13 protein-coding genes are annotated in these 13,029 nt (G+C 39.7%); 7 read left to right on the forward strand and 6 right to left on the reverse strand.

Annotation, left to right across the window (positions count from 1 at the left end; genetic code table 11):
• Positions 1-168: 168 nt before the first annotated feature.
• The 4 genes from folP to glmM are packed head-to-tail and all read left to right on the forward strand — an operon-like array spanning position 169 to position 4,121.
• On the forward strand, positions 169-1,368 hold the full coding sequence (folP, locus tag M1381_11690; GenBank protein ID MCL4479733.1) for a dihydropteroate synthase: 1,200 nt from the start codon (positions 169-171) through the stop codon (positions 1,366-1,368).
• Positions 1,361-2,122: a diadenylate cyclase CdaA gene (cdaA, locus tag M1381_11695; GenBank protein ID MCL4479734.1), complete on the forward strand. Its 762-nt coding sequence runs from the start codon at positions 1,361-1,363 to the stop codon at positions 2,120-2,122. Before folP ends, cdaA begins: the two co-directional genes overlap by 8 nt.
• Positions 2,119-2,766 carry a CdaR family protein gene (locus M1381_11700; protein MCL4479735.1) on the forward strand — a complete coding sequence of 216 codons (648 nt, stop codon included), beginning with the start codon at positions 2,119-2,121 and terminating at the stop codon, positions 2,764-2,766. Before cdaA ends, M1381_11700 begins: the two co-directional genes overlap by 4 nt.
• 2 nt (positions 2,767-2,768) lie before the next feature.
• Positions 2,769-4,121: a phosphoglucosamine mutase gene (glmM, locus tag M1381_11705; protein MCL4479736.1), complete on the forward strand. Its 1,353-nt coding sequence runs from the start codon at positions 2,769-2,771 to the stop codon at positions 4,119-4,121.
• 130 nt (positions 4,122-4,251) lie between these two features.
• Here the strand turns inward: glmM and M1381_11710 are convergent, their stop codons facing one another.
• The 5 genes from M1381_11710 to M1381_11730 all read right to left on the reverse strand — a co-directional run bounded on the left by M1381_11710 (position 4,252) and on the right by M1381_11730 (position 9,395).
• Positions 4,252-5,697, reverse strand: a complete 1,446-nt coding sequence (locus tag M1381_11710) for a menaquinone biosynthesis decarboxylase (GenBank protein MCL4479737.1) — start codon at positions 5,695-5,697, stop codon at positions 4,252-4,254.
• A 67-nt stretch (positions 5,698-5,764) separates the two neighbouring features.
• Complete coding sequence (gene radA / locus M1381_11715; GenBank protein MCL4479738.1) at positions 5,765-7,105, reverse strand: DNA repair protein RadA; 1,341 nt, start codon at positions 7,103-7,105, stop codon at positions 5,765-5,767.
• A 1-nt stretch (position 7,106) separates the two neighbouring features.
• Positions 7,107-8,036: an ABC transporter ATP-binding protein gene (locus tag M1381_11720; GenBank protein ID MCL4479739.1), complete on the reverse strand. Its 930-nt coding sequence runs from the start codon at positions 8,034-8,036 to the stop codon at positions 7,107-7,109.
• 346 nt (positions 8,037-8,382) lie between these two features.
• Positions 8,383-8,832 (reverse strand): hypothetical protein, encoded by a 450-nt coding sequence (locus tag M1381_11725; protein ID MCL4479740.1) that lies wholly within the window; start codon positions 8,830-8,832, stop codon positions 8,383-8,385.
• Positions 8,796-9,395 (reverse strand): hypothetical protein, encoded by a 600-nt coding sequence (locus tag M1381_11730; GenBank protein ID MCL4479741.1) that lies wholly within the window; start codon positions 9,393-9,395, stop codon positions 8,796-8,798. The genes M1381_11725 and M1381_11730 overlap by 37 nt, the downstream gene beginning before the upstream one ends.
• A gap of 163 nt (positions 9,396-9,558) precedes the next feature.
• On the opposite strand from M1381_11730, the gene M1381_11735 reads away from it, so the two are divergent.
• The 3 genes from M1381_11735 to M1381_11745 all read left to right on the forward strand — a co-directional run bounded on the left by M1381_11735 (position 9,559) and on the right by M1381_11745 (position 12,840).
• Positions 9,559-10,482: a class I SAM-dependent methyltransferase gene (locus M1381_11735; protein MCL4479742.1), complete on the forward strand. Its 924-nt coding sequence runs from the start codon at positions 9,559-9,561 to the stop codon at positions 10,480-10,482.
• Positions 10,479-12,008: a B12-binding domain-containing radical SAM protein gene (locus M1381_11740; protein ID MCL4479743.1), complete on the forward strand. Its 1,530-nt coding sequence runs from the start codon at positions 10,479-10,481 to the stop codon at positions 12,006-12,008. Before M1381_11735 ends, M1381_11740 begins: the two co-directional genes overlap by 4 nt.
• A gap of 610 nt (positions 12,009-12,618) precedes the next feature.
• Positions 12,619-12,840, forward strand: a complete 222-nt coding sequence (locus M1381_11745) for a hypothetical protein (protein ID MCL4479744.1) — start codon at positions 12,619-12,621, stop codon at positions 12,838-12,840.
• Here M1381_11745 and M1381_11750 read toward each other — a convergent pair.
• On the reverse strand, positions 12,837-13,029 hold a 193-nt coding region (locus M1381_11750), incomplete at its 5' end, for a transposase (GenBank protein ID MCL4479745.1). The genes M1381_11745 and M1381_11750 overlap by 4 nt on opposite strands.

Below are 13,029 nucleotides of genomic sequence, written 5' to 3' on the forward strand. Positions count from 1 at the left end.
AGCCGTAAATGTCTTAAACAGTTGTAAAGAACCAGAAGCGATCACAAAAGCGATCACACCTGAGTTATAAAGATGTGTAACATATTAAAAAATAAGGTAAAAATGATGTCTGATGACGGGTTTTAAACCCGCCCCGGCAGTTCTGTTGCACTTTTGGATTATAAATGAATGAAAAAAGTATATCTTATCAATTTATTATCAAGGAAAGAAATAATAACATATTTTAAATCGATCTCTGTCCATACCGAAGGGATAAACATTATGGATAAGAAGTCATTGTTTTATATGTTCAAAATAAATGGGCTTACATCACCCGCTGCAAACATTCTAAAACAAGAGGCATTGTCGTCCGGAGCCGAGCTTGCTACATCATGGAGAGTCATAGTTGATTCCCGTGCAAAAACAGATGCATTCCTTATAGGTACACTCAGGCAAATCGATATTATCTCGAAGAAGATAAAGGAACAGCAATTTGGGCTTGCCTCGATTTCAGAGGAGCTTGAACAAGCTATTAAAAACCTTTTAAACAATACAGCACGTTTAAAGTATAAAAACCATTTTTTTAATCTCACAGGCAGACCTGTAATAATGGGTATACTTAATGTTACGCCCGATTCATTTTCGGATGGCGGTCGATTTGCTTTTAAAGATACCGCTGTTAAAAAGGCTTTGGAACTTGTGAAAGAAGGAGCTGATATAATAGATATCGGCGGTGAGTCAACAAGGCCCGGGGCAGGGCCGGTTAATGCAGAAGAAGAGATAAACCGGGTAATCCCTGTTGTAAAAGAATTAAGAAAACATACAAAAACAACTATCTCTATTGATACAATGAAATCAGCGGTTGCACTAAAGGCATTAGAAAACGGAGCTGACATTGTAAACGATGTTAGTGCAATGAGACACGATCCCGCTATGATACATGTTGTTAAAAATTATAGATCAGGCATTGTTCTTATGCATATGAGAGGAACACCAAGAACGATGCAAACTTCAATAAGATATAAAGACGTTTTAGCAGAGGTGTTGTCATTTCTTGATGACAGGATAAAATATGCTATAAATAGCGGTATAGAAAAGGAACGGATCATCATTGATCCCGGTATAGGTTTCGGAAAGGCTTTATCTCATAATCTCTTGCTTCTAAAGAATATACGAACGTTTAAAACACTCGGTGTCCCTGTACTGGTTGGAGTTTCGAGGAAATCATTTATAGGTAAAATTACCGGTGCAGGTGTGGATCAAAGATTGTACGGCTCTTTATCCTCAGCCTTATGGTGTATTACGCAAGGTGTTGATATTATAAGAGTTCATGATATAAAAGAAACCAAACAGGCTATAGATGTTATAAAGGGCATAATGAATGCTTAACGAAAACACATTCAGAATTATTAAAAATATAGCTGATATCCTGATAGTCAGCTATATTATTTATAGATTGCTTATTATGCTGAAAGGCTCAAGAGCAGCACAGGTTATTATCGGGCTTTTTATTATATTTGGAGCCTACCTGATTTCCAATTTTTTTGATCTTACCACTCTGCGCTGGCTTTTAAATAGTTTTTTAAGCTCGATCGTTTTGATTATCATAGTTGTGTTTCAGCAGGATATAAAACGAGCGCTCGCGTACATGGGTAAAGGATATTTTAATATGAGCAATGCGCATGCCCATCAGATTAAACAGGGTATCAACGAAGTATCGGATGCTGTATACGAACTTGCAAAAACAAAGACAGGTGCTTTAATTGTTTTTGAAAAAAATATAGGTATAAAAGAAGTTGTAGAAACGGGGAGGGTCCTTGATGCCATCGTTACAAAAGAACTGCTGCTTACTTTATTTAACACAAACACACCCCTACATGACGGTGCCGCTGTAATAAAGGGTAATAGAATAAAAGCTGCCGGTTGTATGCTGCCATTATCCCAGGATCTTCATTATCATCCTGCTTACGGCACGAGGCATAAAGCAGCTTTTGGATTATCACAGGAGGCAGATGCGGTTATAGTCATTGTATCTGAGGAGAGCGGCAAGGTTTCTGTAGTACATGATTCTGAGATAAAAACAATAGATGAGCAGAAATCGCTTCAGGAAGAGCTTTATAAACTTATGGATGCACCGGTATGAATAAAATTGTAAAATTAATTACCGATAACTTTTCCTATAAATTACTCGCAGTTGTAATAGGGATATTCCTGTGGTTTTATGCTCATGGCGAAAGATCCTCTGAGCTTATTTTGAAAGTACCGGTTGTAATCAATACTGTTCCTGCAGATTATGTTATTGTTAACAGTCCTCCAAAGGATATACAACTATCCGTTTCAGGGCCATCATCATTGATATTTAACTATTTAAATACAAAACCTGCCTATTATATAAATCTGCCCAACAGCGGGCCTGGAACATACACATTCGATGTCTCTCCATCGAGTTTTCACCTGCCGGAAGGAGTAAAACTAAGGACAATATATCCGGAAGATATAACCGTCATGCTTGATCAAACGGTAAGCAAATTAATTAATATAGGTGTTTCAATAACCGGAATACAGGATAAAAGCAATGCAATAAAAAGTATCCGGACAAATCCAAGCAGGGTTGTTATAACTGGGCCGTCAACGATCATCAACAATATAAATGCGGTTATGACTCAGCCAATAAATATAAGCACATTTACAAAGGATACAACCGTAAGCGTCCCGCTTTTGACAGATCAATATAAGATGGTTACGGTTAATCCTCAAATAATATTTGTTACATTTAAAATGCGGTAACCATGAAAAAACTTTTTGGAACGGATGGGGTAAGAGGTAAGGCAAACGAAGAGCCGATGACGGTAGAAACTGTTTTAAAGCTTGGTAAAGCAGCGAGCTTCTTGTTATCCAACGGTAAGCCGCATAGGCGATTTGTCATTGGTAAGGACACAAGGTTATCAGGATACATGTTTGAAATGGCACTGACAGCCGGTATAACTTCAATGGGCGGGGATGTAATACTGACAGGCCCGTTGCCAACACCTGGGATTGCATTTATAACAACGGATACAAAGGCAGATGTTGGTATAGTTATTTCAGCATCGCATAATGCGTATCAGGATAACGGTATAAAATTTTTTGGTTCCGACGGCTACAAGTTAAACAACTCTATTGAAGATGCAATCGAAAAACTTGTTTTATCCGATGAAAATATACACCTATTATCATCTCAGGAAAAGATAGGGAAAGCGTATAGACTTTCCGATTCTATCGGCAGATATATTGTATTTTTAAAACATTCATTTCCGAAAGAGATATCGCTTTCCGGTATACGAATTATTGTGGATTGCGCCAATGGTGCCACATACAAAGTTGCCCCGACCGTATTGCAGGAGCTTGGTGCGAGTGTAATAATGCTCGGGGTTTCACCAAATGGGAAAAACATAAACCATAATAGCGGCTCTATTCATCCTGGAAATATGGCGGAGGCGGTAAAGAAATACAAAGCAGACATCGGCATTGCTTTTGATGGAGATGGTGATAGGGTTATCATGTCTGACGAAAAGGGAACAATCATAAATGGGGATACGATTCTTGCCATTACCGCAATACGATTAAAAAATGAAGGTAAGTTAAAAGGTAATGGCGTTGTCGGCACTGTTATGAGTAATATCGGTCTTGAAATAGCATTAAAACGTGAAGGTATTAATCTCGTAAGAGCGGGTGTAGGGGACAGGTATGTTATTGAGCGTATGTTAAAAGAGGGTTATATCCTTGGAGGTGAACAGTCGGGTCATATAATCTTTATAGAACATAATACAACAGGCGATGGCATTATAACAGCTCTTCAGGTACTTGCGATTATGAGATTTACAGGCAAAAAGCTGTCCGAACTTGCAAGCGTAATAGAGCATTACCCGCAGATCATCGTTAATGTAATGGTAAAAGATAAGCCCCCTTTAAATACATTGAATAACGTTAGTAACATTATTCATGATGTTTCCGCTAAACTACAGGATAACGGTAGAGTGCTTGTTAGATATTCGGGAACGGAACCTCTTGCAAGAATAATGATTGAAGGTATGGATCAACACATCATACAGGATTATGCATCAAAAATAGAAGGAGCTATAAAAGAAGCTATAGGGGCTTAAGAATAGCATATGGAGCATGTAAGATAAAATATTTATAAGCCAAAAAGGCGGTTAGACAGCAGGAAAGGTTCCGTGGTGAGTGAAAACATGCGTCCGATATTAAATCATATGATTAACTCAAATATTGCATTTAATCTATACCGTACTCTTTCCACTTTTTTGTAACCAGCTCTTTAATTTCTTGAGGCATTACAATATCGGGCGGCCACTGCCTCAGATGCCCTTCTTCCTTAAGCTTTTTTGTAGCATCAATGCCTATCTTTGATCCGTACCCGGTCTCAGGTGCTGCATGATTTAATATATCAACAGGACCTGACAGTATAATTGTATCCCTCAAAGGATCCACATTATTACCAAGTCTCCATATAATCTCTTTTATGTCCTGTACATTAACATCCCTATCAAATACGATTATAAACTTCGTGAACATGAATTGCCCAAGTCCCCATAATGCATTGATTATCTTTCTTGCATGGCCTGGAATGGATTTATCAATACTTACAAAGGCCATATTATGAAATACCCCTTCGATTGGCAGGTTGATATCAACAATCTCAGGAAACATCTTTTTGATCAAAGGCAGAAAAAACCTTTCCGATGCCTTGCCCAGATATCCGTCCTCCATAGGCGGCTTACCGACAATGGTTGCAGGGTATATGGCATTTTTTCTATGTGTTATCGCTGTTATATGAAAAACAGGGTATTTATCTTCCATTGAATAATAACCTGTGTGATCCCCAAAAGGTCCCTCTGTTCTTAATTCATCGGTATCAACATATCCCTCTAAAATAAACTCTGCGTATGCGGGTACTTCAATATCGCATGTAATACACTTTACCAGCTCCACGGGCTCTTCTCTCAAAAAGCCCGCGAATATCATTTCATCGATTCCATCGGGCAATGGTGCTGTAGCGGCATAAAGCGTTTGTGGATCAGTACCTATTGCAACTGCAACATCCATACGTTTGCCGAGTTCTTTATACCTCCTGAAGTGTCCTGCACCATGCTTGTGAACATGCCAGTGCATGCCGGTTGTTTTTTCGTCATACACATGCATTCTGTACATCCCGACATTCCTTATGCCTGTTTCCGGATCTTTTGTAAAAACGAGTGGAAGTGTAATGAACTTTCCTCCGTCGAGCGGCCATGTTTTTACAATCGGCAGTATATTGAGATCCGGGTTGGCATTTATGATTACTTCATGGCATGCACCATCTGACCGTGTTTTTGGAAAAAAGTCTGAAATCTGTTTTAACAGGGGAAGCATCTTAATCTTGTCCAGCAATGATTCAGGTGCTTTCTGATCGATGAGTTCCTTCATCCTATCCTGAAGTGCATTTAAACTGGCAACTCCAAGTGCGAATGCAGTCCTTTTCTCTGTGCCGAACATGTTCATCACAAGCGGGAATGAACTCGATTCTACATTTTTGAAAAAAAGTGCTGGCCCGTTCGATTTCATTGTCCTGTCCGCGATCTCTGCGACCTCAAGGATTGGAGAAACCAGTACATCTATTTCCTTTAGTTCGTTCCTGTTTGCAAGGGCTTTTAAATAATCTCTTAAATCTTTAAAATACATGATCTACTTATAAATTATTCATATCGGGAGTTCAAGTTAAATAATAGCTTTAAGGCGTGCTGTACCGCTAAAAGCAGATATCGATAAATGACTCAACATCCTTTACCCTGATCAACTCAATATCTGATTTAACAATACCTTTATAATTGCCGTCAGGAATGAACGCCTTTTTAAATCCAAGTTTTTCAGCCTCTTTTATACGTTTGTCTATCATACCAACCGGCCTGATCTCGCCTGTAAGACCTACTTCACCAATAAACACAGAGGAAGGATCAAGGCTCTTCCTTTTATAACTTGAGACGAGTGCCGAGATCACACATAGATCAGATGCTGGTTCATCAACCGTTACACCGCCTACTACGTTAATATATATGTCCTGTCCCAACAGGTTTAAGCCTGCCCTTTTGTCGAGAACAGCAACAAGCATTGATAATCTCGTCTGGTCAATGCCGACGGCAGTTCGTCTCGGCATAGCAAGATAGCTTGCGATTACAAGCGCCTGTATCTCGACAAGCAATGCCCTTGTGCCTTCTATGCTTGCAAATACGGCGGAGCCTTCTCTGGGCGCGTTTCTCGCTGTCAGAAAAAGCTCTGATGGGTTTTTTATTTCTTTAAGTCCTGTTTCTGTCATCTCAAAAACACCGATCTCGTTTGTTGAACCAAATCTGTTTTTTATGCCCCGGAGTATTCTAAAGTTAAGATTTCTATCGCCTTCGAAATAAAGCACCGTATCAACCATGTGTTCAAGAATTTTTGGACCCGCAATTGCACCTTCTTTTGTTACATGACCGATAAGCAAAAAACTTATATTGTGCCGCTTGGAAAACCTCATAAGCCTATCGGTGATCTCTTTTAATTGAGCAACGCTTCCCCTTGGTGCAGGTGTTGTAGCACTCTCTATTGTCTGGATGGAATCAATGACAGCAACATCATAGTTCTGCTTTTCTATAACCTCTAATATACTGTCCAGGTCTGTTTCCGCAAGTACCTCAAGCTCCTCGGTTATATCAAGTCTTTTAGCTCTCAGCTTGATCTGCTGTAAAGATTCTTCACCCGTTACATACAGGCAGTTTCTTTTTGACAATATCAGGGCGTTTGAGGCAATGAGTGCGATGGTTGATTTGCCAATACCAGGATCCCCGCCAATCAGTATTAATGCCGATTTTACGATTCCGCCTCCAAGTACTCTGTCAAGTTCTTCTATCCCTGTTTTAAATCTTTCCTGTCCTTGTGTTGAGATGGATTTTAACCTTATAGCTTCAGCATTATCTGTTTTATGCCTTTTATTCTCCTGATGCGAGAACTGAACAAAAGTGCTCCATTCCCCGCAGGAAGGACACTTTCCAAGCCATTTGGGTGAGTTGTAACCGCAGGAAGAGCAGATGAATTCTATTTTTTGTTCAGCCATATTAGTATAAATAACAGGCGACCGTATGGGCCGGCGCAACTTCCTTTAGTACTGGTTCCTCATCTCTGCATATGGGTTTTGCATAAGTACATCTCGGGTAAAACCTGCATCCTCTGACCGGTGGTGCGGTAATGTTCGAATACTCTGAAGACTTGCGATCTTTTGAGGGCATACTGGATAATAAAAGCCTTGAGTAAGGATGAATCGGATTTTTTATAATTTCCATTTTAGAAGCAGATTCCACTATCTTACCAAGATACATAACAGCTATCCTGTGTGAAATAAAAGCAACAACTCTTAAGTCGTGTGAGATGAATAAATAACTGACAGCTTGTTTTTCCTGTATCTCTTTAAACAGATTCAGAAGCTGTGCCTGTATGGATATGTCAAGTGCAGAAACGGGTTCATCGGCAACAATAAATCTTGGATTTAAAGACAAGGCTCTTGCAATGCTTATCCTCTGTCTTTGTCCGCCTGAGAAAGCGAATGGATATTTGTTATAAGCCGTTTGGGGTAATCCGACAGTTGATAATAAATCTATTACTCTATATTTTAAAACCCTGCCTTTTGCGATCTTATGCACACGCATTGGATCGGCTATAATATTGCCCGCCTTCATCCTTGGATTAAGAGAACTGTACGGGTCCTGAAACACTATTTGTGCCTGTCTTCTGAATTGTTTTAGTGAAGCCCTGTTTGCCTCAAGTATATTCATACCATCAAACATTATGGTCCCAGATGTCGGTTTCACAAGCAATAAAACTGCTTTCCCCAACGTTGATTTCCCGGAGCCGCTTTCCCCAACAAGTCCGAGTGTTTCATGCTCGTTTATAAACAGGCTTACTCCATCAACAGCTTTTGTTTCCTGTTTGCTTAAAAAACCGCGTGCTTTGTAATAAACTTTTAAATCTTTAACATCTAAAATCGCCATTAACTCTTATTAACTCGAAGTCGTTAATCAAGCAAGCGATGAATTGGCTTCATGTATACAAAAACGGCGGCAGATAAAATTTGAAGATACTGGCTGTTAAAGCCGAGTCAATATGTCAGTTAATTACCAAGTGAAAATGTCAGTAAGCTTATTCATTAGACGGCCATTTTTAATTGAGTTTGTTCATGTAATGTACCTTTAATTAAACGAGTCACAGCCTCAGGGCTAAATCTTGCCACCAATTGTCCCTTGTAAATAATCTCTATACTTCCTTCCCGTATCTGTAAGACCTCCACATGCTGTTTTACGAGTGAACGAAACTTGTTAGAGGGTGGTATTTGAAGAATCAAGCCTTCAAACGAGATTGTATGGTCAGCACTGACGACCCTTGTATCCTTGAGGCATAAGATACGGTCCAGTTTATCGATAGGGGGGCTTTCCGAAAAGCTGATTCTTGTTTCTTAGAAGGGAAGTTAAAACGTTTATTATATTCCGGCAAGAAATTTTTAAGGACTTCGTTAGCCTGCTGCATATCTTGTGCCTTTTTAAGACGTAATTCTACGACGAGCCGGTCTTGGAGTACCCCCCACAGACGTTCTATTCGGCTTTTCGCCTGAGGAGACCATGCTTTTATAATACCTATACCAAGCTCATTCATTGCACGACCAAACTGGGTAAGAGGTTTACTGTTGTGGAGCTGTTCCAGTATCGTTGGTTCTCTCAGAGTATGAAAAATAGAATGCCTGTCTGAATAAAGGCTCAACGGAAGTCCGTGCGAGACAAAGATATCCCGCATAAGCTCCAGATACGACCATGTAGCCTCTGATTCCACAAACTTACACCACATGTATATCCAGTCGCATCGTCCTTTGCTCCTACAAGTGTAAGCAAGGGGCCTCGTACTTCAAGCCAATCGTGAGGAGAAGCATCGATCTGAAGCATTATACCCAGGGCATCCTTTCGTTCCCGGCGCCTGCGGTACTTTGGTTTGCGGATACTTCGCTTTGGTAAAATACCAGTTCCACTTAAGGTCATTCTGAGGGTTTCCCTCCCTATTTCTATGCCTTCTTCTTTGAAAAGAAGCTCTTTCATATGGGTATCGTTTACATCCCGGTATTTACTCTTAGCCAGCGTGATAACCTTTTCCTTTATACTTTCCTCAAGCCTAAATGGACTTTGCTTACCCCTGTTTTTATGGAAAAGCCCTTCTATCCCTTGTTCCAGCATCCGCCTCAGCATACGAAATATCTGTCTGACGGACCTCCCCAGTATCTTCCCTGCATCTTTTACATCTACCGTTCCATCCATTATCGCTGATAGTACATCTGCTCTTAGCTTATCCTTCACTGTCAGTATCATCCCTTCCTCCTGTCTTTATAACAGGATATACTACTGACATTTTTACTTGGTAATTAGAGATGACATTTTTACTTGGCTATCACAATTTGAAGATACTGGCTTGTTTTAATTAATAAAGTGTAATAAGATCTACGACTAAAACCGATGAACGGGATTTTGATAAATGAGAAGACAAAATAAATATGAGGATAAAAAAGATATTGTTACTTCCGATCTGGAGCTTGACAGGCTTTATAAAGCACTGAATGATATTGAGCGTGCATGTAAGAAAAACCCGGGGTTTAATAACCTTATAGGCTGGGAGATGGAATGGAGGAAATATCCTGCGCTTTTTGACATACTTGATAAACATTCCGAGCAGTATTATTTAAAACAGCTTGAAAAAGATATATACATGAAACATATAACACCATTTTTAAAAAACCTGCAAAAAGGCGCTTACGCACTTGATGCGGGATCAGGGATCGGCAGGTTTGGTATCGAGCTTGCAAAAATGGGTTATCATGTAGCGCTCGTGGATAATGTTAAAAGCTCATTAAAAATTGCGCTTAAACATTTCGCTAAACATAAAATAAAGATGTTTGAGCTGTATCATGCAAATATTGATAGTATGTATCGGTTGTTTAAGGACAATACATTTGATGCCGTCTTTGCTATTGAATCGGTATGCTATACCTCTGATCCTCTAAAGACAATGAAGGAGCTTCTCAGGGTGACCAAAAAAAATGGATTTTTATTTGTATCCGTAGAAGGGCTTTATGGGGCAATCCTGTCAGACCCTCAAATACCGGAGAATATGCTTTTAAAGCTTATTGGTACGGGTGTATTGTCAATGGATCAGAATGTGCATACGCATTACTACACAAAACAAGGATTTGAGCAGTTACTTAAAAAGGGCGGTGCAACAATAGTTAACATACATGGTACTCATTATGTTCCCGAAGGTATATTTAGCAGGCTTATTGATATGCCTAAATTACCATCAACCGGATATAGAAAAAGGATTGCAAAAATTGAAGCATGGCTTAAGAGCTCACCCGAATTTAATAACCTCGCGAGAAGCTGGCTTGGGATAATAAGAAAATGAAAGTATTATTAATTAATTCACCGAAGTATTATTGGCCATTTATAAATGAGTACGATAACTTTTTGCTGCCTCAGTCGCTTGTATATTTAGCTGGCATCTTAAGGGAGCATGATATAGAAGTAAAGATCATAGACACAATGCCGTTAAAGATGGGATGGAAAACACTTGCAAACAGGATAAAGGAAGAGAAACCCGATGTTGTAGGTGTAGGAGAAAGTCATGCATTGTACGCACATGAATCAGAAAAGCTGATAAGTCTTGTAAAAGAAATTAATCCAAAGATTAAGGTTATCGCTGGTGGAGCACATTTCACGAACCTTTATAATGAATATCTTAACGGTGATCTCGGGATTGATTTTATAGTAAGAGGAGAGGGTGAGCTTACATTACTCGAGCTTATAAAGAGTATAGAACAGGGGAAAGATGATTTTGTAAATATAAAAGGGATTGCATTTAAACAGGACGGCAAGATTATTCAAACACCATATAGACCTTTGATAGAGGATCTTGATACCCTTCCTATGCCTGCTTACGACCTTGTACCTATGAATCAGTACGGGAATAGCAGGTATCTATTCTCGCCAGGAGGAACAACCATAAATCACAGCAGGGGATGCACAAGTAACTGCAGCTTCTGTGTATGGTGGACACAGATGGCTGACAGGAAAAATATAAATGGTAAAGAAGTACTGAAACCAAGATGGAGAACAAAAAGTGTAAATAAAACAATGGAAGAGATATTATTACTTTATCATACATACAATAAGCGTGCTCTTGTATTCGTTGATGATTCATGGAATATAAATCCTGAATGGGAGGATGAGTTTGCAACAGAGCTAATAAAACAACAATTAAAACTTAACTGGTTTGCATTCATGCGCGCGGATTTATTATTAAGGGATGAGCGTCTCGGCATTCTTGAAAAATTGGTAAAATCCGGGTTATCGCATTTATGCGTAGGTGTAGAAAGGGCGGAAAACAATGAACTTAAGCAATTTGGTAAACCATTCTACTCTCATAATGCATCATTGGAAATATTTCATATCTTAAAGAAAAAATATCCATCCGTTTTTCTACAGGCAACGTTCATAGTAGGTGTTTATAATGAAACTGAGGAATCCATGTATGAACAATTAAAGTTTGCAAAAAAACTAAAGCCCGATTACCCTGCATTCCATCCTTTAACACCCGTGCCAGGTACACCACTTTATAATGAGGTAATTAAGAGCGGCTTACTTGAGATAAAGGATTTTTCAATGTTTGACTGGCTTACACCTGTAATGCCTTCAAAGTATCTATCAAGGGAGAGGATCGAAGAGCTTGTTATAGAGCTTAATAGGAATTTTATTAATATCCGCTGGCTTATTAAAGGTATGCTATCGCCTTATGCATATAAAAGAAGGATGTACATATGGTGGTTTTTAGTGCTTATAAAGGTGTTATGGTCAAGATTTATCTCAAAGTTTAGATGGATAAGACCTAAAGAAATTATAGGGCTCATAAAACCCGAGTGGTATGATAAGTAGTAACACTTATTAGGTAAAACAGAACCGGGGTCAGGTAACATGAAAAGCGGCAATCTCCAATAGCCTCTGATATAATCAGAAGCAATAAAATAAGGAGTAGGTGCCGCATGATATATGTGGGGATAGATTTTCACAAAAAGTATTCAATAGCAAGTGCAGTGGATGAGACTGGCAGGTTTGTAAAGGAGACAGCAAGGGCACTTTAAATGGGTGATCCCTTTTCTTTCGATTTGACTTCAACCTGTTATCATGTTTGAATGAGTAAACATAGGGACAGTAGTGCAGTAGAGTGAAGATTTATATAAAATTATAAGCTAGAATCTATGCGTACAAAAAACATTTATATGTTTATCGCGATGGTTATATTTGCCATGATTGTCATGGCGGGATGTTCGGGAAGTTCAAAAATTCAGGTTCAAAGCCTTTAGCGCCGGCTGGTCTCACGGCAACACCAGCGGACTCGCAGGTAACACTGCAGTAGAGCGCATCCGTTGGCGCAACCGGCTACCATGTTTAAATAACGACAACCAGCACCTTTATACAGGAAACCGCCGCGGGGCCAATCTCTACGGCAACAGGACTTGCAAACGGAACTGCCTACTACTTCACGGTGACTTCGTTTAACAGTGTAGGTGAAAGCAGGCCGTCCAACTTGGTGAGTGCAACGCCATCACTGGTTATCAACACCTTTATGGTTGGTGCATATCCTGGTGGCATAGCAATAGATGCCGCTGGCAATATCTGGGTGGCGAATTATAGCGGCGATACTATCAGCGAGCTGACATCTGCATCGGGTTTTACTACTACTAACACCTATTTAGTGAGCTCCTAAGTCAATGAATTTGTTAATACGGCTATAGGTCCACAGTACTTCCCGTGCTCGTACTTTACCGACACCCATCGGCTCGGTACCTTCCGGCAATAGGACGCATAGTTGCCTGCTTTCATAAACCGTTCTATCGGTCCCGTCTCAAGCATGATCGTCAATCCCAGTATCTTCCCAACCCCCGGTATTGTTAAA

The organism is Deltaproteobacteria bacterium (genome assembly GCA_023382265.1).
GTDB lineage: Bacteria > JAMCPX01 > JAMCPX01 > JAMCPX01 > JAMCPX01 > JAMCPX01.